At 46.6% G+C, this 24,407-nt stretch carries 19 protein-coding genes and 2 tRNA genes; 3 read left to right on the top strand and 18 right to left on the bottom strand.

All coding sequences use genetic code 11. From position 1 onward, the window contains the following. Positions 1-202 precede the first annotated feature (202 nt). Positions 203-352 carry a hypothetical protein gene (locus tag JGK11_RS13425; RefSeq protein ID WP_293187051.1) on the top strand — a complete coding sequence of 50 codons (150 nt, stop codon included), beginning with the start codon at positions 203-205 and terminating at the stop codon, positions 350-352. Between the two features lie 90 nt (positions 353-442). Next, complete coding sequence (gene cofG, locus JGK11_RS13420) at positions 443-1,408, top strand: 7,8-didemethyl-8-hydroxy-5-deazariboflavin synthase subunit CofG (RefSeq protein ID WP_293212019.1); 966 nt, start codon at positions 443-445, stop codon at positions 1,406-1,408. A gap of 127 nt (positions 1,409-1,535) precedes the next feature. Here cofG and JGK11_RS13415 read toward each other — a convergent pair whose 3' ends face one another. The 3 genes from JGK11_RS13415 to cpdA form a co-directional block, all read right to left on the bottom strand. After that, positions 1,536-2,312, bottom strand: a complete 777-nt coding sequence (locus JGK11_RS13415) for an SDR family NAD(P)-dependent oxidoreductase (RefSeq protein WP_293187049.1) — start codon at positions 2,310-2,312, stop codon at positions 1,536-1,538. A 207-nt stretch (positions 2,313-2,519) separates the two neighbouring features. Further along, positions 2,520-3,998 carry an alpha-amylase gene (locus JGK11_RS13410; protein WP_293187048.1) on the bottom strand — a complete coding sequence of 493 codons (1,479 nt, stop codon included), beginning with the start codon at positions 3,996-3,998 and terminating at the stop codon, positions 2,520-2,522. A 439-nt stretch (positions 3,999-4,437) separates the two neighbouring features. Beyond that, positions 4,438-5,217, bottom strand: a complete 780-nt coding sequence (gene cpdA, locus JGK11_RS13405; protein WP_293212017.1) for a 3',5'-cyclic-AMP phosphodiesterase — start codon at positions 5,215-5,217, stop codon at positions 4,438-4,440. Between the two features lie 206 nt (positions 5,218-5,423). Here cpdA and JGK11_RS13400 point away from each other — a divergent pair. Continuing rightward, positions 5,424-5,494: transfer RNA gene (locus tag JGK11_RS13400), tRNA-Cys, on the top strand. A 430-nt stretch (positions 5,495-5,924) separates the two neighbouring features. On the opposite strand, the gene JGK11_RS13395 is transcribed toward JGK11_RS13400, so the two are convergent. The 15 genes from JGK11_RS13395 to JGK11_RS13325 form a co-directional block, all read right to left on the bottom strand. Then, positions 5,925-6,006: transfer RNA gene (locus JGK11_RS13395), tRNA-Leu, on the bottom strand. A gap of 127 nt (positions 6,007-6,133) precedes the next feature. Continuing rightward, the gene (locus JGK11_RS13390) at positions 6,134-6,844 is read right to left on the bottom strand and encodes a peptidoglycan-binding protein (protein WP_293187046.1); all 711 of its coding nucleotides are present in this window, start codon (positions 6,842-6,844) and stop codon (positions 6,134-6,136) included. 555 nt (positions 6,845-7,399) lie between these two features. Then, positions 7,400-9,820 carry a sucrose synthase gene (locus JGK11_RS13385; RefSeq protein WP_293212015.1) on the bottom strand — a complete coding sequence of 807 codons (2,421 nt, stop codon included), beginning with the start codon at positions 9,818-9,820 and terminating at the stop codon, positions 7,400-7,402. A 131-nt stretch (positions 9,821-9,951) separates the two neighbouring features. Next, positions 9,952-11,475, bottom strand: a complete 1,524-nt coding sequence (locus tag JGK11_RS13380; RefSeq protein ID WP_293212023.1) for a carboxypeptidase M32 — start codon at positions 11,473-11,475, stop codon at positions 9,952-9,954. A gap of 80 nt (positions 11,476-11,555) precedes the next feature. Further along, positions 11,556-12,758 (bottom strand): tetratricopeptide repeat protein, encoded by a 1,203-nt coding sequence (locus JGK11_RS13375; protein WP_293184213.1) that lies wholly within the window; start codon positions 12,756-12,758, stop codon positions 11,556-11,558. Positions 12,759-13,221: 463 nt separating this feature from the next. Beyond that, the gene (locus JGK11_RS13370) at positions 13,222-13,614 is read right to left on the bottom strand and encodes a type II toxin-antitoxin system Phd/YefM family antitoxin (protein ID WP_293192454.1); all 393 of its coding nucleotides are present in this window, start codon (positions 13,612-13,614) and stop codon (positions 13,222-13,224) included. Between the two features lie 119 nt (positions 13,615-13,733). Further along, positions 13,734-14,906, bottom strand: coding sequence for a tetratricopeptide repeat protein (locus JGK11_RS13365; protein ID WP_293212013.1), 1,173 nt, complete (start codon positions 14,904-14,906; stop codon positions 13,734-13,736). Further along, positions 14,903-16,084, bottom strand: coding sequence for an ATP-binding protein (locus JGK11_RS13360; protein WP_366053703.1), 1,182 nt, complete (start codon positions 16,082-16,084; stop codon positions 14,903-14,905). The genes JGK11_RS13365 and JGK11_RS13360 overlap by 4 nt, the downstream gene beginning before the upstream one ends. Positions 16,085-16,442: 358 nt before the next feature. Further along, positions 16,443-16,961, bottom strand: a complete 519-nt coding sequence (locus tag JGK11_RS13355) for a Ycf51 family protein (RefSeq protein WP_293184203.1) — start codon at positions 16,959-16,961, stop codon at positions 16,443-16,445. After that, positions 16,945-17,082: a hypothetical protein gene (locus JGK11_RS13350; protein ID WP_293184201.1), complete on the bottom strand. Its 138-nt coding sequence runs from the start codon at positions 17,080-17,082 to the stop codon at positions 16,945-16,947. The genes JGK11_RS13355 and JGK11_RS13350 overlap by 17 nt, the downstream gene beginning before the upstream one ends. Further along, a complete protein-coding gene (locus tag JGK11_RS13345) occupies positions 17,083-18,144 on the bottom strand; it encodes an adenylate/guanylate cyclase domain-containing protein (protein WP_293184199.1) in 1,062 nt (353 codons plus the stop codon). After that, the gene (locus JGK11_RS13340) at positions 18,141-18,515 is read right to left on the bottom strand and encodes a response regulator (RefSeq protein ID WP_293151691.1); all 375 of its coding nucleotides are present in this window, start codon (positions 18,513-18,515) and stop codon (positions 18,141-18,143) included. Before JGK11_RS13340 ends, JGK11_RS13345 begins: the two co-directional genes overlap by 4 nt. A 120-nt stretch (positions 18,516-18,635) precedes the next feature. After that, positions 18,636-19,730 (bottom strand): RNA-guided endonuclease TnpB family protein, encoded by a 1,095-nt coding sequence (locus JGK11_RS13335; RefSeq protein ID WP_293212011.1) that lies wholly within the window; start codon positions 19,728-19,730, stop codon positions 18,636-18,638. Between the two features lie 127 nt (positions 19,731-19,857). Continuing rightward, a complete protein-coding gene (locus tag JGK11_RS13330; RefSeq protein WP_293151805.1) occupies positions 19,858-20,232 on the bottom strand; it encodes a response regulator in 375 nt (124 codons plus the stop codon). Further along, positions 20,225-23,893: a response regulator gene (locus JGK11_RS13325; RefSeq protein ID WP_293212009.1), complete on the bottom strand. Its 3,669-nt coding sequence runs from the start codon at positions 23,891-23,893 to the stop codon at positions 20,225-20,227. The genes JGK11_RS13330 and JGK11_RS13325 overlap by 8 nt, the downstream gene beginning before the upstream one ends. Between the last annotated feature and the right edge of the window lie 514 nt (positions 23,894-24,407).

Here is a 24,407-nt window from a genome sequence, read left to right as displayed (position 1 = left end):
AATGCGGTTGTCGGTGCTGGTGACCCAGTTGCAAAACTGCGACCACAGGTTGGCGCTTTCGCGCTGCTGTAAGGTAGCTGTCATGGTTTTATGATTGCTTTATTTGGTTTTCAATGTTCGTGACGGCTTTGTGTTCCGCCATGTAAATAAATATAAAGCTTTTATTTCGGTTTGTAAAGGGGTTTTAAGCACAGTTTTTCTTATGACTGGTATAAGCCATACTTATATTTATCCCAAAGCTTGCTGTATGGGGAATTCAAAAGCAGACTGGGGAATTTACAGGCGATCGCACCAAGAAAAAAATGCTCATAATTTAGCTGATAACGAGATTCGGGACTGGCGTGAGTGTTAAGATAAATGAAGGAGCGCGATCGCCAACCGCAAAACTCCCAGTGAGATATATATGTTATTGCGTAAGTCCGATCGATAAAAATCCCAAGGAATGTCCCGCACCGTCACCTACAGCCCTGCCTATACGTTGGTTCCCACCTACGAGTGTTACAATCGCTGCACCTATTGCAATTTTCGGGCCGAACCGCTGCAAAGTCCTTGGCTGACACTCACAGAAGCCGAAAAACAGCTCAAATTGCTGCTTCCTCAAGGTGTAATTGAAATTCTGATCCTCAGCGGCGAGGTACATCCCCAGAGTCAACGGCGCAAAGCCTGGTTTCAGCGGATTTACGATTTGTGCGAACTGGCACTTAGTCTCGGATTTTTACCGCATACTAATGTGGGGCCGCTCAGCTTTGAGGAGATGGCACAGTTAAAACAGGTGAATGTCTCGATGGGGCTCATGGTAGAACAGTTGTCCCCCAATTTGTTAAAAACGGTTCACCGACACGCACCGAGTAAAGTGCCGGCGCTGCGGCTGCAACAGTTAGAATGGGCTGGGGAATTGCAGATTCCGTTTACCACTGGTTTGCTGTTGGGAATTGGGGAAGCTGAGGCGGATTGGATTGAGACGTTGGAGGCGATCGCCCGGATTCATTCGCGCTACAATCACATTCAAGAAGTTATTTTGCAGCCTCACAGTCCGGGAAACAAGCAAAGTTGGGACGGCGAAGTTTTTGATGCTACAAAAATGCCACAAGTAATTGCGATCGCCCGCAGCATTTTACCATCTGAAATCGCCCTACAAATTCCGCCGAATTTAGTTGCACAGCCCCAAATATTGCTAGCTTGTTTAGAAGCAGGTGCGAGAGATTTAGGCGGAATTGGGCCGCTGGATGAAGTTAATCCAGATTATCCTCACCTGCAACACCAAACTTTAACAGAAATTTTAGCAGCAGCCGAATGGCAACTCGTGCAGCGTTTGCCTGTTTATCCTCAGTACGATAACTGGCTACCGCAGAGATTGCAAACTGCTGTCAAACAATGGAGAATTGGGGGGAATATTTATCAAATATGAATTGCGCGCGGCGGGTTAGAAACCGGGTTTCTTAGAAAAATTAGGGTTTAGTAGCGAGGAATTAGGGAAGAAACCCGGTTTCTCGATACCCATGTGTAAGTCCTATAAACTTGCATAATATCAGATTTTAAATCAAAGAACCGCCGCCATCAATCCAGACTTCAGTACCTGTGATAAAGCTGGAGGCATCGGACACCAAAAATAAAACTAATTGAGCGATTTCTTCGCTGGAACCTGCGGTATTATCAGTCAACGGAATCACATCTTTAATACAATCAGCCGGGACTAGGATGCGATCGAGATGGCGCTTAACGGTACTTTGATCGATCGCAGTCAGCACTCCACCCGGACATATCACATTGACTCTGATGTGGCTGGGAGCAAGTTCTAGTGCCAGCATTTTTGCAAAAGCTACCTGCGCTGCTTTGCTGCAAGCGTAAGCTGTAGCGCCAACTTTCCTGAAGCTTCTGGTGCCATTAATCGATGATGTAATGACGATGGAACCTCCTTGTTTTTTGAGATAAGGAACAGCATACTTAACCGTCAAAAAAGTTCCTGTGAGGTTGATGTTAATTGTCCGATCCCATTCATCCGGTTCTATCTCTTCTATCGGCGACCAGACACCATTAATCCCCGCATTTGCGAACACAATATCAATTCTTTGATATTCGTCAAAAATTGTTTCAAATGCCTGTTGCATATGCTTAGAATCAGCCACATCTGCGGCAATCGCCAGCCCGCAACCTCCTTGATTGACCAACTCGCGGACGGTTTCTTGTGCTGTTTCTAAAATGCGATCGATAATTGCAACTTTTGCGCCTTCTTGGGCGATTAATATTCCTGCTGCACGTCCAATGCCCGACCCGCCGCCCGTAATCACGGCAACTTTTTCTGCAAGTTTCATAATTTTTTATTTAAATAATTTAGTGGCGCGATCGCCTAAAAGTAAGATTAGAAAGAGAGGACTGAAGTCCTCACTACGAACAGGCTTTAATCAGCAAAAATCAGAAATAGCCAAGTAAAAAATGGTTGGATAGGACGATCGTAGCCGTAAGGTGCGCAGCGCGCACCCTACTTCAGATAGAGGATGCCGTCAAGATTTAGGTCATGCTTAGGGCTGAGGAACCCAGACAGAAACTGAACCGGCGTTGCACCTAAAATCAGCCCAACCATCGTCATTAGTTGCGATCGGTTCTTTGATGTGTTCGGTGATGTCAATATAAGTTTGATTTGGATGTCCGACTTCCATAAACTTAGTGCCATCGCCTCCATTACTCAGTACCACAGCCATACCGCCCGGATGTTCTTCATCTCCGAGTCGCGTCCAGCCAATCGTGTTGGCGTGGTCGAAGTAATCGTACTGATTCCCGTAGGAATAAGTTTGGCGTGCGAACAAGAATTGATCGAGAATCCCTTGATGTTTGTCTAACCAAATCTCGTATTCGTTGCCATCATTTGCTGTGTCCTTATAGTTTGCGCCGTAATAATCTGGGTAAAAAATGCACGGATATCCTTCGCTACGCAGCAGGATTAAAGCGTAAGCTAAGGGTTTAAACCAAGCCTCGACAACTGATTCAAGAGATTGTAAAGGCTGCGAATCGTGGTTGTCAACCAAAGTAACCGCGAGGGTTGGTTGGTCTTTTACCAGGGTGTTGTCAAAAATGGTACGCAAGTCGTAGCTATTGCCGGCTTTGCTAGCAGCGTGGAAGTTGTAGTGGAGGGGCGCGTCAAATAACGATACTTTACCATCCGTTGCTTGGATGAAGTAGTGCAAAGCTTCCACTTCGTAAGACCAATATTCACCGACGGCAAATAGGTCGCGTTTGGCATAGTTGCGGACGTGTTCCAACCATTCTTGGAAAAATTCTGCTGCTACGTGTTTGACGGCATCGAAGCGAAATCCATCAACGTTTGTTGTATCGACATACCACTCGCCCCAATATTTTAATTCGCCGGTGACTTCTGGGTTGTCCATATCTAAATCGCAACCCATGAGGTAGTCAAAGTTGCCCTTTTCTAAGTCTACCCCTCGATCGAATTCTTTGTCTTTGAGCAGGTAAACGGCATGGGTGTCTGTGTTGTAAACGTTGTAATCAATGGCGTCAAAATGCCACCAATGCCACTCCATGCTGGAATATTTTTTGTCGCGGCCTGGGAAAGTGAAATGCGTCCAAGCTTTGATTTTTTGATATTCGCCTACGGTGTCATTGCGGTTGTCTGGATTGAAGGGTGTGGCTTCGGCTTCTTCTTCTGCATCTGCACCTAATTTGTGGTTGAAGACAACATCGGCATAAATCCGAATTCCTACATCTTGTGCAGCTTTGATCGCGCGCAAATATTCATCTTTTGTGCCGTATTTGGTGCGTACCGATCCTTTTTGGTCGAATTCACCTAAGTCGAATATGTCGTAAACACCGTAACCTACATCCATCCCGCCGCCGGTTCCTTTATAGGCGGGCGGCAACCACAGGGATGTCACGCCTATTTTTGCTAAATCTTTTGCAGATTCTGCTAGCTGATTCCACAGGCTGCCATCAGCGGGGTTGTACCAGTGGAAATACTGCATCATGACGCCATTGACTTGAGACATATTAAGTTTCTCCTGTTTTGTAAGGTTGTCAGATATATTTTTGTTCGTTGTCGGTGCGCTCTAAATATGTCTGCAATTTACGGTCAATACTTATCATAAAATGTTGACCTTAATAAAGATATCTATCTGTTGATAGATTGACAATTGAGTGTGTTTTTGCTAATACTGTTTTGATATATAATTCAGTAAAAAATATGTTCTATGATTTGTAAATTTGGGTTCAGAAACTTGCTGAATATTGTTGTTTGCTGTTTGCGTTTGAAGCAACACAATCAAATTGGTTGGCTCGTTTGGACTTGAGTTATATGATTTTTACTGCGGACTGAAGTCCTCACTACTAACCAATTTGATGCGGACTGAAGTCCTCACTACGAACCTAGTAGAGGATTCTTGGATTTGCCGATCGCACAACTACCCACCACCTCTTAACTGTAAATTATCAAGTTGTTGCAGGTTCTGTGGCTACTCGCTCAATCTTAGTTTCCCAAGTACCATCGATCGCCAATTCGAGCAATCTAAATCCGGGCCCGATAGTATCGAGGACAATCGGATGGCTTTTGGGTAGCAGTTGGATGCAGGTACTCGGCGTGCCCAAGTAGGAAACTCCGTCTCGCTGTTGATGAAATTCTTGGTGAATGTGCCCGCAAAGGACGATTTTGATTTGAGGGTATCGATCGACAATTGCGAAAAATTCATCGGCATTGTGCAGCATCATTCCATCCATGATTTCACAGTCGATCGCCAGCGGATGATGGTGCAAAGCGATCGTAACAAATCGATCGCCCGTTTGTTGCAGTTGAGAGTCCAGCCACTGCAAGCTGTCTGGGGAAAGCCGCCCGCCGTCGCATCCCGCTTCCACACTCGAAAGCAGCACAAACTGCCAGTTTCCTAGCATCCAGGATTTTTCAGGGGAAATCGGCGGCTGATTTAAGATTTCTGCCATGACTGGGATGTTGTCGTGGTTTCCCGGTATCCAGTAGGCGGGAATTCCCAGGGGGGCGATGAGGGAGATGAGGCGCTGGTAAGATTTGGGTGTTTCGTCTTGGGATAAGTCGCCTGTCAGCAACAGTAAGTCGGGGGGCGGCTGTATCTGTTGCAGGCGATCGAGAACTGCTAGCAGGGTGCGGGTTGTCGAGATTCCTTTCCATTGTCGATCGCACTCTGCGAACAAGTGAGTGTCGGTGATTTGGGCGACGAGTAGGGGAGAATCTGGTGTCATGGCTGCTGTTGCGGGTAAAGCGGAGGCGATCGAGCTATTTCTAGATTAGCCTGGGATGCCGTTGTGGGGGCGATCCTCTTCGTTGGCGTAGCCCCCGTAGGGGCGGGCTTCGCTAACGAACATTGGGCGATGGAAATTTTTGAGAGATATGTTGAAATAATCAGGATTTAGTGTATTATCGTATAACGTCAATTTTCAGACGTAACGGCGGCATAGCCAAGTGGTAAGGCAGAGGTCTGCAAAACCTCCACCCCCAGTTCAAATCTGGGTGCCGCCTTTATTTTTATGTGTTTGTACAATCTCGAAACTCCTTGTTTGCAAGGTTTCTGGGATTGTAACGGAGTGTAACCCGCACGTAATCGCATACAATCGACCACAGAAAGTAATGCAGATTTAATGTAATGGAAAATCAAGCGAATCCGGCGGGGGAGGTTGAATCAGACCAATGGAAGACTAAAGGCGGCGAGGATAGGTGTTCTGATTGAAGAAAGAGACGATCGCCTTTCCTTGTGAGCAAAAACCGGTTAATCGAGGATCGATCGAGACTCCTCAATGGCATAGCCATAAGTCTTAGGATCGCGAATTAAATAATTTACACATATTTGTGGGATGGGCGTCCCGCCCGTCCTTTATGGACGGGCGGGACGCCCATCCCACAAGAAGAATAAAAATTGTAAGTTATTTAATTCTCATTCCTTACAAAGCGATGCGGATAAAAGGACTTGAACCTTCACTCCTTTCGGAACCAGAACCTAAATCTGGCGCGTCTGCCAATTTCGCCATATCCGCATTTTGACATTTGATTATTATAACACACAACATAGCGATAAGTCAACATCCAAAAACCCGGTCATTTTTGCACGCCGGGTTTATTGAGTTATAGGCACAGCAATTTTCCGTATTTTTAACTCATTACTTAGTTTTGCCCGATCGCCTTCCAGGTGATTTCGTCAACCACGCCGTCAGCAGTCAAACCCTTATACTCCTGAAATTTCTTCACAGCCGTAGCAGTGCGAGCGCCAAAAATGCCGTCGATGGGGCCCGGATCGTAACCCTGCATTTCCAGACGCACCTGTAGCGTCTTCACCTTGGAACCGGCAGCACCTTTAGTCAGAGCAGTTGCAGGATTGCCGGGAACAGGATCGCTGTTCTGAGTGGGAGCATTCCCCTGCAAATTTTCAGAAGCTGGCGCCGGATCTGCGGCTAAAGCTGTCCAAGTTTCTTTGTCCACGATGCCGTCGGAGTTCAACCGCTTAGACTGCTGAAAGGCACTGACAGCGGATGTGGTGCGAGAACCATAGGAACCGTCGATCGTCCCGATCGCGAAACCGTGAACCAGCAACCGCTGCTGTATGGCGGCAACTTCTGGGCCGTCTGCTCCTGCGGAGATAGTTTTTTCCTTTCTCACAGGCTTTTGCTCTCCTGCATAAAAAGGCTTGTTAAACATATCTCCTTGGGTAGTTGCTTCGGGCTGTACTGACGCACCCGGATCGGCGGGAGCTGTAAAGTCTCTGCGGTACTGTTCCTGCACAAAGGGTTTAGACTCGAAGGCTGCATTTGCCTTTTTAGTCAGCCCTGGAGCTAGCAGAGCGAGCACGCTGAAAATCGTAACAGTAGTTACACGCATAAGTTTCATCCTATTGGTGAGGTTTGACAAGGTTTCCCTGTTTTCTATGTTTCTCAATCTCATTGTATTACCCGGATAGCTTTCTGAGAAATATAGTAGAATGCCGAAGGAAGTTCGACCGCCGATTCTGTAACCGATTTAACGGATGGTTTGAAGGTGATTTTTTGATTAACCCCGTCGCCGGCGAACGACACAAAGGAAGCTCGGCAGCAGATGCCAGTAAAGAATGTAACGGATAGAAGGAGAAAGGAAGAAGGAATTAATGGCTGATGTTTGGGCCATTAAGAACGTCCTAACGGTTTCTTAGCATCCACCCGAAATCAAGGTACGTTGTTGCGCTTCAGCGCTCCCATCTATCAGAAAGAGCGCTGAAGCGCAACAACTTACCTAGTCGATTTCTTAGGATCCACCTGAAATCAAGGTACGTTGTTGCGCTTGAGCGCTCCGATATACGCCGAAAGAGCGCTGAAGCGCAACAACGTACCTAAACGTACCCAGTCGATCGCTCTAACACTTTTTTGTCTCAACCGGCCCCTACAAACCAAAACTTCCCACTTATCGCTGTGCGTGCTCCTCCAGTAAAGCCTTCGCTCTCGGCTTGTAAATCAGATAAAACAGCGCTTCTATGTAGCGGAGCATATCTTCGCGGTTTTCCTTGGACGAGTAGTTCCAGAAACCGTAAGTCCGGGCCAGAGTCAGCAGCTTGGTAGTGTGAATTTTCCAAGTATACGTGCTGTAAACTCTGTCAATTCCTCGCGTTGAAATTTCGTACCAATAGTTGGGATTCTGTTCGCATTTCGATAAAAAATCCAGAATTTCTTGGGCAGTTTCCTCGTGGTTGGTCGGGTTGATATAGAACCCATTTACTCCATCTTGAATGATTTCTATCGGCCCGCCAAACTGCGTCCCGAAAGTCGGAATCCCGGTAATCATGGCTTCGAGAATTGTCAAGCCGAAAGCTTCAAATAAGGCTGGCTGTACAAATATACCTTGGCCGTCGGCGATTACCCGGTAGATTTCACCGGACAGGCTTTTGGACAGCCGCACTCCCAGCCAGCGAATTTTACCGTGCAGCTTGTATTGCTCGATAATTGCGTAAAGTTTTTTAATTTCTTCGGCTTCTTCGTAGTCTTCGGTTTCTTCGACTCTCAGCTTGCCGGCTACTAAAATTAAGTTGCATTTTGCTTGCAATTCCTCGCTTTTGCCAAACAATTCTGCTAAGCCTGTCAGGTTTTTAATGCGATCGAGCCGGGCCATCGAAAACAGAGGGCGCTTTTGCGGGTCGTCGAGTGTTCCGAACACCTGTTCCGGGTCTTCGAGGGTAAACAGCAGTTCGTTGAGTCGATCGCGATCGCCCTGCACCCTATCTTCGTTGCGCGTGTAGGGGAAATACACGCTTTCGTTCACTCCCGGCGGCACGACATTGAATTTTGGGCTGAACAGCTCAATCCCGTTGACGACGTGGTACAAATCCGGCATGGTAAAACAATTGTAAGATTCGTACTGCCCGACACTATCCGGTTTGCCGACAATCTCTTGATAGGTGCTGCTGACAATACAATTAGCCGCATTCATGGCAATGATATCCGCAGTAAATTGCAGCGCAAAATGGTATTTATCCTCAGATTCTTGCCAGTAGAGATTGCTGAACAAATATTTAGATTTTTCCAGGGCGTGGGCAATATTGCACTGAGTAACTTTGAGTTTGCGAGACAGCAAAAATGCCACCAAATTTCCGTCAGAATAGTTACCAATTATTAAATCTGGCTTGCCCTGAAACTCAGCCAGCAGTTCTTTTTCCGCATCGATCGCGTAAGTTTCCAAATAAGGCCAAATCTCGAACCGAGAAATCCAATTTTGAGTCAATTTGGGATTGAAGTCGCGGAAGGGAACCCTCAGAATCCAAGCATTTTCGGTGCCGTAAACTTTTTCCAAACGTTCGTTGCAGCGCGTGCCATCACTGTTTGGAATTAACCTGGTGAGAATAATTACTTTTGGTTTTACACCTAAACTATCGAGACCGGCAAGATGAATGTCTTCTTGCAGTTGTCTCTCTAAATTCTTCGCTTGATCGAGCACGTAAACTACTTGACCGCCCGTATCCGGACGCCCCAACACTCCTTCTTGACCGAACCAGCCGTGAGGAGAAACTAGGACGATTTTGAAAATCATCGGAATCCGAGAAATAAATGCTTCTAGGGTTTGGGGATCGGGGGAATCAATTAATTCGTCGAGAATTCCTAGAGTTTCCTGCACGCGGGCTGCGGTATTTCCCCAACCTGCATCCAAACCCATCATTTGCAGGACGAATTTAAATCTCTCGTAGGGTTCATCTTCAGAAAGTTCGCTGACAAAGGTGAGGGCTTTTTTGACTTGTTCTGAAAGTTGTTCTTGAGATTTTATGCGATCGTTAATTAGTAATTGTACGCCGTTGTAGCGGTGAATACGCAAGAAATCAAATAGAGTTTCCTGCCACTGTTTGGAGTCTTGAAACAGTTTGCTGGAGAGATAGCGGTTGAGGAATTGCACTCCTTTGCCGATGTTCTTGGGGTCGCGTATGGAGGGGGAATAGTCGTAAAAAGGGCCGAAATCTAGTTCGAGGATGTCGCCTTCTTGGGGGTGAAAGTGGTTGACGAAGCGATCGCGCACGTCGAGCAATTCTTGCACTGTCATCGGCTCCAGTGTCAAGTCGTCTCCAACTCGCACTATTTCCATTGTCGCAATTTTTGGTCGCAGCAGGACGCAAAGGCTGCTCTCTTCAAGAATAATTTCCTGAACGTAGTAAATCAGTTTGCTCAAATGAGAGGATTGATGAAACTGTTGGGGCTTTTCGTATTTGGTGCAGTAGGCGGCAAAAGCGCTAACTATATCGTTTCGCAGTAAATATTTGTTTCCCAAAGCCCGCAAATCGCTGGCAAATTGCCGCAAGTCGGTTTTTTCGTCGCTGGCAATAACAGCCTCAAAGAGTTCAGACATAGATACTCCCTTATTTGAGATTTTTGATTTTCGCTCTAAAAAAGGGCGATACTGTATTAGTACCACCCTTTTTTTAGGCGCCTACTTTTTTTAATCTCATTTTAAAGTCTGCAATGTGAAATTGCTATCCCTCAAATGACATAAAATTCGCCGTATTTGTGGCGAATGTAACGGACAAACGGATCGATAGTTAAAGGTGAACCGGTGACGCGATCGATCAATTCGACGGCAGTGTATTTGCGGCCGTGGTCGTAGATGTTTTGTTTGAGCCAGTCGTGGAGTACGCTAAAGTTTCCCTGTTCTATTTGTGCGGGAATTTCGGGATGGTTTTTGAGTGCGGTTTCGTAGAATTGAGCGCTCATCAAGTTGCCGAGGGTGTAACCTTGAAACATTCCGCCGATCGTCCCAACATACCAGTGAACATCCTGCATCGCACCGTCGCTGTCGGTAGCGGGGACAACGCCGAGGTCTGTTTTATAGCGATCCTTCCAGGCTTCGGGGAGGTCTCGCACTGCTAATTTGCCTTCTACCATTGCCAATTCTAGGTCAAAGCGGATGGCGACGTGGAGGTTGTAGGTTACTTCGTCAGCATCGGTGCGGACGAGCGATCGCGACACTTTGTTAATTGCCCGGTAAAATGCGTCTGGGGATACGTCGCCCAACTGGCGCGAAAATACTTTTTGCAGTTGCGGGTAAAAATACTGCCAAAAACCGCGGCTGCGCCCGACTAGATTTTCCCAAAGCCGCGACTGGCTTTCGTGCACGCCGGAGGAAATGCCACCTGCGAGTAGCGTACCTTCAAATTCGGGGGAATTGCCGAGTTCGTAGAGGCCGTGTCCGGCTTCGTGGATGCTGCTGAAGAGGGCTTGATCGAGGTGATCTTTGTAGACGCGGGTGGTGATGCGTACGTCGTCTATGGAGAAGTTGGTCATGAAGGGGTGCAGGGTGGTGTCCTGCCGTCCGCGCTGGAAGTCATACCCCATGAGTTGTACGACTGTGCGGGTGAATTCTAGCTGTTGAGCTTCGGAGAAGTTTTGGTGCAAGCAGGAGTCGTCAGCGGGAGGTTGTGAGGTGATGGCTTCGACTATGGGTACTAATTCTTGACGCAGTTGGGCGAACAGCGGGCGCAGCAGGGATACTTTCATGCCGTAGTCGCTGCGATCGATCAAAGGATCGGCAATGTGTTCGTATCCGGGGAAAAAGTCGGCGTACTGCCTGCTTAATTCTAAGGTTTTTTCGAGATATGGCTCGACGGCTGCGAAGTTGTTGGCTGCTTTGGCTGTTGCCCAAACTTCGTAGCAGTCGGCTTGGTGGCGGCAGAGTGCGGACATGAAGGTGGCGGGGACTCTGGCGGCACGATCGTAATCTCTGCGGGCGATGCGGATCAGGCTAGCTGAGGTAGAGTCATAGGGGAGGGTTTGTTCGTAGAAACGCAAGTCTTCTAGGAGTTCACCTATTTTGGGATCGGTAAATTTTTCGTGGGATATTTGTTTGAGAGTTGCCAACTGACGGCCTCTCGCAGTTGCACCTTTGGCGGGCATATAAGTCGCCTGATCCCAATGCAACAGTGACGAGGCTGATTCGATGTCGGTAACTTCGCTGAGATGCGCTGCGAGTTGAGCGAATTTTGCTTGAGTTTTGTCTAGGGTTTGCATGATTGGGGTTTGTGGTGCTGTTTTGCCTACAAAGGTTGCAGTGCGGCATCGGTATCCATCAATCATTTGCTACCCTGAAATCAAGCTAAAAACCGCACCTGTTCCCGTATTGTACGCAATTTAGAGTCATTCTGGCATAGTTTCCTGTATTTTTCCGGATTTAGTTCGATCGCCTTTGATAAGTTTTGGATCGCTTTCTGAATGCTGGTTTCTACAGCTTTGGGGCTGTTTTTGCGATCGCCTGCTGCTTTTTCTAGGGCGTAGACGCAGGCTTTTTGATAGTAAAGATTTGGATCGTCGGGTGTAATGGCGATAATGCGATCGTAGGAAGCGATCGCTTCGGTAAAGCGTTCGATTTTTTTGAGGGCGACAGCGCGGTTGTACCAGGCTTCGATGTTGTTGGGCTGCAACTCTAAGGTTTTGTCCCAGGAAGCGATTGCTTCTTGAAAGCGTTTTAAGTTTACTAAAGCTAAGCCGCGGTTGTACCAGGTTTCGCTGTCATCTGGCTTGAGTTCGATCGCTTTGTCCCAGGATGCGATCGCGTTTTCAAATTGTCCCATTTGGGCGATCGCCGTGCCGCGTTTGTTCCAGACTTCCGGGGAATTCGGGCGCAGTTGCAGAGTTTTGTCGTAGGAAGCAACGGCTTCGGCGTAGAGTTTTTCCTCGGCTAGGGCTAAGCCGCGGTTGTACCAAGCTTGATGCAAGTCTGGTTTTAGTTCGATCGCTTTGTCGTAGGAAGCGATCGCGGCTGCATTTTGCCCGGAGTGTTTCAGCGCAAATGCCTTGTTGTACCAAGCTTCCGAGTAGTCTGCTTGAATGGCGATCGCCTTGTCATAGGATGCGAGGGCTTCTGAGAATTTTTCTAAGTTGACGAGGGTGTTGCCGCGGTTCGTCCAAGCTTCGTGATAGTCTGGCTTGAGTTCGATCGCCTGTTCGTAGGAAGCGATCGCTTCTGAGAGTCTGTTTAGCTTCCGCAACACGTTCGCGCGATTGTACCACGCTTCTGCATTTTTTGGTTGAATTTTTAAAGATTTGTTGTAAGCGGAGATTGCTTCGGGTAGCTGTCCCAACTTTCTGAAGGCTACGCCTTTGTTGTACCAAGCTTCGTGAAATTTTGGTTCGAGTTCGATCGCCTTAGACCAAGATTCGAGCGCTGCGGACAAGCGTCCCATTGATTCTAGGGCGTTTCCGCGATCGTAGAACGTTTGAGCGTTTTGGGCGTTGGGTGATATGGATTGTTCTCCAGATTCGATCGCTTTTTCTCTGTTAGCTAACTTTTGCAAGGGTTTTCACCTCAGTATGTAAAATTGTCGTTTTTTCTTTTATATGCGATGTTTTTCGCCATCTGCCATCTAATGGTGGCGATTGTACCTTAATTTTGTTATTGTTGACAATCTTACCTAAATTGGAGAACTTTTGCAATTTTTTATCGTTGAATTCTAAGTAATTTTGTCTTCGGTGTTGATTTGGATGTATGGATTTTTACTAAAATTTTTCGGGAATTGCGTAGAAGAGTGGAAAGGGCGATGAAGATGACAGAATTAGGTTGACAGAGTAAGTAATGGCGATCGGCAGAAACCCGATTTTGCAAACAAACCAGGTTTCTGAGTATTTATTCGTTATATCAATTCCGTTGCATCGGAGTTAATATAACCCGAAATCAGGACACGGCAGATGACCCGGCGGTTGAAACCGCGTCTATACAAACCAAGTCCGCCTACGCGGACTAAGAAATAAGGGAGATATTTAAGCTAGATATGGTTTACCGTCAGCTATAGTATAAATGTCTTCTTGGGGGTCGAGAATCGAACCAAAATTAGGATCGATCGCTGTTTTAATCCATTCTGAGTCGTGGAATGGCAAGCCATCAGCTAAAGTGTAGATATCTTCCGCTGAGTCTCTCAGAGAATCAAAGGCTGGATTTGCGATCGCAGCTTTTAGCCATTCATATTCTTGTAGTTTTGCTTTGTCAATCAGGGCGGCTTCTAATGCTTCTAGCCGCTTCAGATCGGCATAAGTAATAATAGCAGCGATCGCCCTTCCTTCCTGTTCTATGACAATTCGTTCTCCAGTATCCTCAACGCGGGCGATGAGTTCGGGAAATCTGTCATTAGTTACAGTTACATTTAGTTGAGTCATCTTTTACCTCGCTATTAATCTATCATAAAGTGTTTGTGATGCTGTAGGGGCGGGTTCACCAACAATTTCTGCCAATAACTAACAATCTCATAAACCCGCCCCCACCCAACGGCTAATCCCTATCCTTGAATCAAGGCTTGAAACCGAACATCAGATCGCATACTGTCAAAATCCGAGTCAGTTTTTGCCATTTCTCGCCATTCATCAGGATTCAGATTGATAGCTTGCTGCAAATTCTGAATAGCTTGGTCAATCTGACTGTGCAACGCATAGCAGCAAGCTTTATTATAAAATGCAGATGTGTCATCTGGTTTGAATTCTAAGGCTTTGTCGTAGGAGGCGATCGCATCTTCTAGCCTGCCTAAATTACGCAGTGCAATGCCCCGATTGTTCCAGGCATCGTGTTTATCTGGTTTGATTTCTAAGGCTTTGTCGTAGGAGGCGATCGCATCTTCAAGCCTGCCTAAATTACCCAGTGCAATGCCCCGATTGTACCAGGCTGCGTGGTCATCTGGTTTGAATTCTAAGGCTTTGTCGTAGGAGGCGATCGCCTTTGCATAATCTTCAGCCGAGCGATACAATAAAGCTTGTTCAAAAAACAACTTAGCTTTTTGTTCTGATGTTTGCCCATCCTCATCAATTAAACCTTGAAGCCTCACCAATTCCCGTTTCCGCGCTTCGGGAGTCAAAGCTAGATATTCTTCTAACTGCCATCTTTCCCAACAAGCTTGCATTGATTCGGCTTGCAAGCTTTCCTGATCCATCGAAAACTTAAATAAGCTCGATCGCCAATCAAAAAAGTCCGGCGCGCGATGAATAAAATATTCAATACCGAACTTAGGCAAAAGAAAAACAAAACAAATTTTAAAATTATCTAGAAAACGCTCTCGCTGCTGGTTAATATTCATTAAAACAGGTGGCACTCCCCGCCAACTGTAAGAATAAATATCCTTGCTTTCCCATCCGATCGCCCTTTTTTCTCGTTCGTATTCATCAAACGAATATTCTAAGCCTGTCACAAACAAAATATTAATTTCATCTCGCTTTGGCAACTCTTCAATTAAATTATAAAAATTATAAACCGACTCATTCAGCGGCAACACCTCAACCTTTTTCCGAGGGAAATCTGTTTGAACTTTCGCAATCAATCGTTTCCCCTCCGACGGCACACACTCCACAAACAACAACCGGAAACCATTTGTCCGTCTGAGAGTGCGTACCAGAGATTCATATTCTTCCTCCGGTGTTGCTGGTGGCAAATCTTCGTCCCAATCAATGATTTCCGATGTCATGGCTCAAGTTGTGCAACTGCTTCCTTAAATTCCAGAATGCCTTTAATTAGCGGGTGAACGTTATACCAATTCTGCATTTCTTCTTCTTCATCATAGTATCGATATTCCAAAATACAGCGGTTAAATAGCAAATCGCGGTGCTGTTTGTCATTAAGTATCCGGTGAGAGACAGATACTTTCGCTAAAATTGACCATTCTTCTTTATTAACGGTTCTTCTATAAATATTCCGCAAGTTCGTAATTGCCCTTTGCGCTGCTTTTGCAGTAATTGGCAAATCTTGGGTACGATTTATAGCTTCTTGCAACATCGACAGCAAATTCCTGACGTGTCCCCCACTCATCAAACACAGCTTTTCTAGTGTTTCTCTGTTTTCAAACCATTGTGTTTCCAATTCTAGAGATAAATTGGGTTCGACTTGTTTCACCCGTTTCTCAATCACCTGTTTCATTTTAGCAAGTCCCGCTTGATTAACTTCACCGCTGGGATTGTTTACCATAATCATCGGCAGCACTTGCGGAGCGTTATTATAGTTATTGCTCAGATCGGCCGCGCGATTGGAATGCACCATCGAAATTGGTACTGTATAAACGATGTGACAATCTAAAGCTTTGAGTTGTTCGCTGCGGTCTAAAAAAATTTCGTCGAGATTGCTGCGTTCCCCTCCGTCTTTAGAAAACTGCACGATCTTATCTAAATTATCGGCAATTATTGCCAATTGCGAATATTTGTCGGGCAACCTTTTTTTAGCATTCCGAATAAACTGATTCAGCGCCTCAATCAGCGTGGTAGTGTGAGGATTAACTTTTTCTCTAATTTTTTGGCGCAGACTAGGTTCGGTTCTCACATTCGCCGTCAGTTTGGCAAACTGAGCAATTTGCATTTCTAAGCTCAATGTTTCAAAAGATACTTCTGTCAAGGCTAAATCTTTTAAATCGTTCCAGCGGTTTTTCATCCAATCGAGTAAAGGTTTTGAGTCCGCATCTTTAATTGCTTCTAATAAATGTCTGGTACAAGCCAGCAAAATATCTGTATATTCCGTATCTTCGGTATTGATATCTTGTTCCTCAGCGGCGAAATAAACTACAAAATAACCTTGTTCTTGCAAATACTGTTCTAGTCTTCGTAATTCGGTTGATTTTCCTGCACCAAAATGTCCGGCATACAACTGACAAGTCATCTCTTGGGAACGCTGAATATTGAGACCTAAGTCTACGGTAATATTGTCATCTCCTCAGACTTCCCCACAGTTAACATATCGCGGATCGCCTGCCGATAAAGGCTCGTATGGATTGCAAGCATTGAAGAGGTTTGTTAGTAATTTTTCGGAATCTTGAGTCATAATTATATCCTTTTTTGATAACCATCTAGTATGCGATCGGGAGTTACCCACTTCGACCAAAGAAACCGGGTTTTTATAGAATCTATCGGCTACAATAAAGTCTTTTCCTAAAAACCCGGTTTCTGAACTGAATCTTAGTCCGCGCAGGCGGACTTTGTTTTTGTAGAAGCGGTTTCACTCGCCGAATAATTGATTTTTAGGCTTGATACTTTTTCAGAATAGCGACTTTTTCGGGGTAGATGTCGATCGCCATTTTGTCATCATATCTCGTCGCGAGCGATCGTCGCACCTCACCCAAAAACAGCGGCTGAGACAGACCAGGCTCAGGATGTACCACCGTCCGAACGCGGATTGTCATGTAATCTCTTCCGCTTCCCGATCGCCCTGGAGAGTACAAATCAGCAGCCACTTGCTGCATTGTTGCTTCTAACTCGGATTCAGTAATTGAAGGTGGCACGGTAACTACAGTTTGGGCGCCGCCAGTATCGTAAACTAAAGAATAGCGCACTGCACCGGGAATTTCTGTGCGCGAAAACAGTCCTAAACCGAGACCGAATATACTCGCAGCAATGACGGCCATAAAGCTGCTCACTCCTACCAATCGGAAGCGAAAACCCCATTTCAAGATAAATGCTACGATGGTTAAAACAAACAAGGCTACTGTTAGAATTCCTGCCCATTGGGCATACATTAAAAGGTTAGAATTTACGTTCATTTTTCAATTTAGTAATTGGGTAATTGGTAATTGGTAATTGGTAATTGGTAATTGGTAATTGGTAATTGGTAATTGGTAATTGGTAATAGTTAACTGCCAACTGCCAACTGACAACTGTCAATTATGCACCTTTTCGGGCCACAAGCAGATAAGTCATCATATCGCCTTTTCCTTTCACCGAAATCACGCCGCGCTCCTCAAAAACATATTTATTCCGCAGGCGCTCGTAGGTAGCAACTGTCACCTGAATGCCGCCGGGAATGCCTTGAGATTCCATGCGGGAAGCTGTATTTACTGTGTCTCCCCACAAATCGTAAGTAAATTTTTTAGTGCCGATGACTCCGGCTTCTACGGGGCCCGTGTGGATGCCGATGCGGATGCTGAGCGGCTGTCCTCCCTTGGTGCGGATTTGAGCCATTGCTCCTAGAATGTCGATCGCCATTTCTGCAATGCTCTCGGCGTGGTTGTCGCTTACTTTTGGCAAACCGCCAACCACCATATAAGCATCGCCGATCGTCTTAATTTTCTCAAGTCCGTAGCGATCGGCCAACTCGTCAAAAGCTGAAAAAATCTCGTTGAGCAATTCCACTAACTCCGCTGGCGACAAATGAGCCGAAAGCTTGGTAAAACCAACCAAATCGGCAAACATGACAGTAACTTCCGCGAAACTGTCGGCGATCGTATTTTCTCCTTCTTTGAGGCGTTGGGCGATCGGGCCTGGCAAAATATTCAGTAGCAAACGCTCGGACTTTTCCTTTTCCTCGGCCAACTCCCGCAGATAAGTTTGTTCCTTATCCCGCAGCCGCTTCTTTTCCAGACACGCACTAATCCGAGCCTTGAGCAAAACTGGATTGAAAGGTTTAGAAAGATAATCCTCCGCCCCTAATTCAATACAGCGGACAATACTGTCGATATCGTCCACCGCCGAAATCATAATCACTGGGATGTGGCGCAACTGCTCGTCTGCTTTCAGATGTTCCAGAACTTGATAGCCGTTCATTTGTGGCATCATAATGTCCAGGAGTACCAAATCAAAAGGCTCACTACGCATCAGTGCCATAGCTTGGAGACCATCTTCAGCAACAGTCACCGCGTGGCCTTGACGCTGAAGTCGGCGGGCCAGCAAATCGCGGTTTACCTCATTATCGTCAACAACCAGGACGCTGCCGTCGTCAGTTTTCATTGCATGGCCTCTTTCAGAAGCATTTCGATTTTACTCAAAAGTCGCGGAAATTCCACAGGTTTGGTGTCGTAATCGTCGCAGCCTGCCGCCAAACACTTTTCACGATCGCCCGCCATAGCGTTAGCCGTCAGCGCAATCACCGGAATCATTTTAGTTTCGGGATCCGCTTTAATTTGCTGGGTTGCTCGCCATCCGTCGAGCACCGGCAGGCTCATATCCATCAAAATCAAATCCGGTACTTTTGTCTTCGCCATCGATACCCCCTCCGCGCCATCAACAGCAATCGACACCTCATACCCTTTGCGGGCGAGGCGCCTCGACAGCATATCCCTGTTCATTTCGTTATCTTCTACCAACAGGATTTTAGCCATTGCTTGCCTGCTTCATAAAACTTACCTAAACCTATCTAAAGCCATCTTTAGATACAATTACGAGTTTACTTCCTACGCTGTTGGGTAGTCGGCTATCCCAAGATAAGTAGGCTATCCCCCTCAAGCCGAGGGTTCCCAATTTAAAATGTTAATGCTGGCGTTCCAATCGCGATCCAAATATCTGCCACAAACAGGACAGTCAAAAGTCCGTATGCTTAGTGGCATATCTTTTTTTGTGCCGCAATTTGAGCAAGTTTTGGTACTAGGAAACCACTGGTCTACCAATACCAAGTTAGCTCCATACATTTGACATTTATAGTCGAGTTGACGTTTAAACTCATAAAAACCAAGGTCAGATATTGCTCCCGCTAACTTGTGATTTGCCATCATTCCTTTGACGTTCAAATTTTCAATCTTAATTAACTTAAAAGTTTTAGCTAAATAAGTTGTTAACTTGTGAAGGAAATCTAGGCGAATACGAGCTATCTTTGCATGAATCTGGCTAATCTTATTGTAAGTTTTACGCTGATTTCGAGAGCCTTTTACCTGCTTTGATGCTTGGCGCTGTAAAGTAGCAAGCTTTGTTTTCGCACGGGCTATTAACGGCTTCGGTGCATCAAAAAACTGCCCTTTTGACAGAGTGGCAAATGACTTGATACCAACATCGATTCCCACAGAACTTTCAGACTGCTGAACCGGGATACGCTCTGCATCAACGCAGATAGAAACAAACCAGCGATTCCCTTCTTTTGAAATCGTGAAAGTTTGAGAAATAAAACTACAATCTAGGGCTTCGTAAAGCCGAAAAGTTCCCAGAGTAGGAATCTTAATAGTGTTGCCAGCGTTTAACAAAACTTTGCCGTTAGATGAATCAACCGTAAAAGATTGACCGTCTCCACGACTGGCGAATTTTGGATGACCTGAAGAACCAGAACGATATCGGCTAAAAGCATCTTTCAAGTCAATCAAAGCGTTTTGGTAAACTCGGCTAGACAATTGGTTCATCCAAGCGAATTCAGGGTGCTTTTTGACGTAATTAGTGAGAACTTTTTTAATTTCGTTAATCACCTTTGAGTCTGTAAGTTTCCCCTCACTGTACATTTGAGTCCGCAAACTTAACCCCATGTTAAATACCACGCGCCGAAATCCTGCGTGTTTCGCCATCAAGGTCGCTTCCCTATTATTCAATTTGAGCGCTCGTTTGACGGCAAACATGGTTAAACCTCGTCTAGGTAATTAACTGTGGATAAGTTTAGCAAACTATTTGGTACTTAAGTCCGACTCAAAGTCTACTGAGGCTTTAATGTCTTAAGAATCCCGATCGGTGTTACGGCGGGGACTCTCAAGTCATGGCCTCTTTCAGAAGCAATTCAATCTTACCCAGAAGTCGGGGAAACTCCACGGGTTTGGTGTCGTAGTCGTCGCAGCCGGCTGCGATACACTTTTCACGATCGCCCGCCATTGCGTGAGCCGTTAGCGCAATCACCGGGATCGTTTTAGTTTGAGGAGCTGCCTTAATTTGCTGGGTTGCTTGCCAGCCGTCGAGCACTGGTAGACTCATATCCATCAGAATTAAATCCGGTACTTTGTCGAGGGCCATCGACACTCCCTCAGCACCGTCCACAGCAATAAAGACCTCATGTCCCTTGCGGGCCAGACGCCTCGACAGCATATCCCTGTTCATTTCGTTATCTTCGACCAACAGGATTTTAGCCATTGGTGTTCTCCTTGCCTTTCGAGTCATACCTGCGATCGAGCCTGTCATTCACTATAGAACGAACATCGCGCAGCAAAGTATCGCAACTGTAGACTCCCTTTTGCAGAACCCGATCGACATAGCCGTTGAGTTGCTGACTTTCTGCGGTCGTCAGGTCTTTGGCGGTAATTACGACGATCGGTATAGGATCTTCTGAATGCGACTTGCGAAGTTCGGCGATCAACTCAAAACCATCCATTTCTGGCAGCATCAAATCCAGCAAAATCAATTGCGGGCGATCGACTTCTAGCTGTTCGAGAGCAGTGCGTCCGCTGTCAGCTTCCGCCACAGCCCAGCCTTGTTTTTCTAATATCCGCCGCAGTATTTTGCGGGTGGCATCGTCATCTTCCACAACTAATATCTGACAGGGCAAACTGTGAGCCGCAACGCCTTCTTGGTCGCGTCGGTACTTGTTCAACAAAGCAACCAGCCGTTTGCCGTCCACTGGTTTGGTGAGGTAGTCCGAAGCGCCCAATGCAAAGCCGAGGCTTTTGTTGCCAACAAAGGATAGCAGGATTACGGGAATCTCGGCAAGGTCAGGATCTGCCTTGAGGGCCGACAGCACCGCCCAGCCGTCCATTCCGGGCATGATCACGTCGAGGGTAATGGCGTCTGGCCGCAGTTGCTTCGCGAGCCTGAGGGCTTCCTCGCCGTTACCTGCGACTTCTATGTGCAGTCCTTGGCGAGCGAGGGCGCGCTCGATCAAATCCTGGGAGATGGGGTCATCGTCAACTACCAGCACCGTGCCGACAGCAGGTGCGTCCGCAGTCCTAGTGCTGTCGCCGACTTTGTTGGGGATTTCCGGTTCTTTGATGGCGCTGGGCAAGAGTACGGTGAAAGTAGTGCCTATGCCCAACGTGCTGCTTGCTTCAATGCTGCCGCCCATCATCTGGCAGAAGCGCTGGCTGATAGCTAGTCCCAAACCGGTGCCGCCATACTGCTTGGTAGTCGAGGCGTCAGCTTGGGTAAAAGGTTGGAAAACTCGCTGCAATTGATCTTTTGTCATGCCGATGCCGGTGTCGGTGACGCGAAAACTTAAAAATTCTGAGTTAGAAATTAAAATTTGGGCAGATTCCTCTTGATTTTTCATTCTTAATTGTTCATTGGTAATTCTTTCAACTCCGATCGCAATTTTCCCGTTTTTGGTGAACTTCGCAGCGTTGCTGAGTAGGTTCAGCAGCACTTGCCGGACTTTGGTCATATCGGCGTGCATCGTATCGAGATTTTCTGGACAGTAGACTTCTACCGTGTTGCCGTTTTTTTCCACTAGCGGCTTCGCTGTCTCCACAGCACTTTCAATCAAGGCATGAATGTCGAAGTTTTCTAAGTAGAGATCCATTCGACCTGCTTCAATTTTAGAGATATCTAGGATGTCATCGATCATCGATAACAGGTGTTTGCCTGCGCCGCGAATTTTTTCGAGGTCTGGGACGAAGGTTTCATCGCCGGAGTCTTCGGCTTCTTCTTGGAGCATTTCGCTGTAGCCGATGATGGCATTCAGGGGCGTCCGCAGTTCGTGGCTCATGTTGGCGAGAAATGTACTTTTTGCCCTGTTGGCGGATTCTGCTGCTTCTAGGGCCGACTGCATGGCGGATTCTGCAAGTTTGCGATGGGTGATGTCGGTGACAGTGCCTTCAAAGTACAAAATGCTGCCGCTTTCGTCGCAGACGCTGCGGGCGTTTTCGGAAATCCAGATCGTGCTGCCGTCCCGGCGGTATATTTGGGATTCAAATTTTGATACTTGGTGGCGCGCGGCCAATTGGGCTATAAACTCAGCGCGCCGGTTGGAGTCAACGTAAAGTTGGCTGCTGATGTTTGCTAGTTCGCCGACCATTTGGGCGACTGTTTCGTAGCCGTAAATCCCGGCTAGTGCTGGGTTGGCGGTGAGGTAACGTCCGTCTGGGGTTGTCTGGAAGATGCCTTCGGCTGCGTTTTCAAAGATGCTGCGGTATTTGGTTTCGGCTGCTCTCAAAGCTGTTTCTGCGCGTTGGCGTTCTAGGACATTGGCGAGCATTTCTCCTACCATTTTTAGATGAGTTGATATTTCGGTCGATCGACTCGCAGCAGGTTTGTAACTGTCGCATCCGAGAAATCCTAGTAGGTTTTCACTGCAAATTAGGGGAATCACGATTAGCGATCGCAGATTTTTTTGAGGTTTGTTTAATTTGGTTTTGCCCGAATGTGCGATCGTACCTGCGGAAGCGGTTGCTGTTTCCGAGGAGGAGTTTGTCAGGAATGTTGCTAAATTTTTGCCTGTCAACCAAGCTATTTCGGCTTGATTTGGGGGCGGGAGTTCGCGGATTTCTCTGATGTGCAGGCATTCGGCGCGATCGAGCTTTTCTGCAATCCAAGGGATTTGGGCGATGTCTATTTGTTGGGGGGCGCGGTCTTTAATTTGGGTCGGAACACCCTCGGCGCACCATTCGTAGGTTTTGTGAGCGCGAGTTTTGTCTGCCGATAACAAGTATATGTAACTGCGGTCGCAGTGGCTGAACTGGGCGATTGCTTGGAGAGTGCGATCGAACCCTTCATCTATGTCCGCTCCGGGCAGAGCGATCGCATAGGTTGACAAAGTAGCAATCAATGCCTCAAATTCTACTCGTTCCTGCAAAGATTGTGCTATTTTTTGGCGATCGGTAACGTCTCGAAAGCTCCATATTCTGCCAACTGTGTTTGCTCCAACTTTTGATGGCAGTGAATTTAATTCGATAACTCTTCCGTCTTTAAATTCTAATAAGTCGCTGATTTTCGCATCTGGTTGGGCCGACACTTGCATCGCGCGTTCGAGAAATCTTTGGGGGTCTTTTAATTGTTCCCTAGCGAAGGGGAATTCTGTGGCGATGTTTTTTTCACTATTGCCTGCGGGCGATCGGCTCAAGTTTCCTGCTGCGTGAGACAAACCCCACATCTCGACAAATTTCTGATTGTAATTGCATACATTGCCTTTGGTGTCAACCGCGATAATTCCCGCATCTGTTGAGTCCAAAACGGCTTGCAGCATCGAGAGCTGCTGGTGTTCTCCCTGCTCAAAAAATACCAAGACTGATATTTCGCCACCCTCAATTACAGGATTGAAAAAATAGGAAACTGGTAAAATTTTCCCGTCGCTACATAGAAACTCATAGTCCCAATTGCTACAAGGTTGACGGTTGGCGATCGCCTCTTGTAAAGATAGTGTATGTGCGATCGCCCCATCTTCATTTTTGTGGTTTTTTTGTTTCCGAGCCTTCAAAACGGGGGATTTTTTGCCTTGCTTTTGCTGGGGGGCAATGCGATTTAGCAGCGAAATGCCTGCAAGTTCCGACTCTCGCCAGCCCAACAAGCGTTCGGCTGCTGGATTCACCGAGATGACCAACCCCTTGCCGTCAAGGATGCACAATCCCACCCCCAAACTGTTGACGGTCGATCGCAGTCGATCGAATTCTGAAGCGGTTGGAGAGTCTTGAGGGGATGGGGGCGAAGAGGCAAAATCCTTTAGTGCCAAGGGTTGCTCCTGACTGGGATCGCCGTCGTAGCTACAACTTACCTGCTCTAAGAATAGCTGCCACTGCTCGGCTGTGGGAGGGGGAGACTCGCCGGCTAAACCGAGCTGTTCGAGTTGGCGCTGGAGGTAGGGATGCATAATTTCTGGCGCTTTGTAGGCAACTTTTTACAGTATATATTTTTAATTAATAGTATATATGTGCAGCTATCTAGTGACTGGAAGAATACGCAATCTAACTCTATCACAGGTTCTATCGAGAACCATAGCTGTCATCTGCGTTATCCAAAATCTTTTAAATCGCCCTAAGTTATATTTAGTCTAAAAAAATTACATCGTCAACAAACCCATGCTCTAAATGTCTGCCACCTACTTAAAAATTGTATCATATTATCACAGTGAACTGACGCTGACAACCTCGGTTTCTGCCAGAACTAGGTTTTTTGAGCCACCAAAAACTGATAAAGTCCGAGGTACTCCTGTCGTGGAGAGATCAAAATTTTATACTCCTGTTCCTGCTCCCAGATTCATCTGTAGAGTAAATCTCAAATTTCAAGTCTCAAATCGACTGACTGCTCGACTCAGGTGAAGCAACCGGGTTTTGGGAGCGAGAGCGTGTCATTAATAAAATTGGCAGCAGCCAACAACAACTCAC

This window comes from Microcoleus sp. PH2017_34_RAT_O_A (assembly GCF_020737885.1).
In the GTDB taxonomy this organism is placed as follows: Bacteria; Cyanobacteriota; Cyanobacteriia; order Cyanobacteriales; family Microcoleaceae; genus Microcoleus.
This window is presented reverse-complemented; position numbering and strand designations above follow the sequence as displayed.

Coding starts and splice junctions, on each gene's coding strand:
- JGK11_RS13425 (WP_293187051.1), top strand. CDS start 203: ATGACTGGTATAAGCCATACTTATATTTATCCCAAAGCTTGCTGTATG.
- cofG (WP_293212019.1), top strand. CDS start 443: ATGTCCCGCACCGTCACCTACAGCCCTGCCTATACGTTGGTTCCCACC.
- JGK11_RS13415 (WP_293187049.1), bottom strand. CDS start 2,312: ATGAAACTTGCAGAAAAAGTTGCCGTGATTACGGGCGGCGGGTCGGGC.
- JGK11_RS13410 (WP_293187048.1), bottom strand. CDS start 3,998: ATGTCTCAAGTCAATGGCGTCATGATGCAGTATTTCCACTGGTACAAC.
- cpdA (WP_293212017.1), bottom strand. CDS start 5,217: ATGACACCAGATTCTCCCCTACTCGTCGCCCAAATCACCGACACTCAC.
- JGK11_RS13390 (WP_293187046.1), bottom strand. CDS start 6,844: ATGCGTGTAACTACTGTTACGATTTTCAGCGTGCTCGCTCTGCTAGCT.
- JGK11_RS13385 (WP_293212015.1), bottom strand. CDS start 9,820: ATGTCTGAACTCTTTGAGGCTGTTATTGCCAGCGACGAAAAAACCGAC.
- JGK11_RS13380 (WP_293212023.1), bottom strand. CDS start 11,475: ATGCAAACCCTAGACAAAACTCAAGCAAAATTCGCTCAACTCGCAGCG.
- JGK11_RS13370 (WP_293192454.1), bottom strand. CDS start 13,614: ATGACTCAACTAAATGTAACTGTAACTAATGACAGATTTCCCGAACTC.
- JGK11_RS13365 (WP_293212013.1), bottom strand. CDS start 14,906: ATGACATCGGAAATCATTGATTGGGACGAAGATTTGCCACCAGCAACA.
- JGK11_RS13360 (WP_366053703.1), bottom strand. CDS start 16,084: ATGACTTGTCAGTTGTATGCCGGACATTTTGGTGCAGGAAAATCAACC.
- JGK11_RS13355 (WP_293184203.1), bottom strand. CDS start 16,961: ATGAACGTAAATTCTAACCTTTTAATGTATGCCCAATGGGCAGGAATT.
- JGK11_RS13345 (WP_293184199.1), bottom strand. CDS start 18,144: ATGAAAACTGACGACGGCAGCGTCCTGGTTGTTGACGATAATGAGGTA.
- JGK11_RS13340 (WP_293151691.1), bottom strand. CDS start 18,515: ATGGCTAAAATCCTGTTGGTAGAAGATAACGAAATGAACAGGGATATG.
- JGK11_RS13335 (WP_293212011.1), bottom strand. CDS start 19,730: ATGTTTGCCGTCAAACGAGCGCTCAAATTGAATAATAGGGAAGCGACC.
- JGK11_RS13330 (WP_293151805.1), bottom strand. CDS start 20,232: ATGGCTAAAATCCTGTTGGTCGAAGATAACGAAATGAACAGGGATATG.
- JGK11_RS13325 (WP_293212009.1), bottom strand. CDS start 23,893: ATGCATCCCTACCTCCAGCGCCAACTCGAACAGCTCGGTTTAGCCGGC.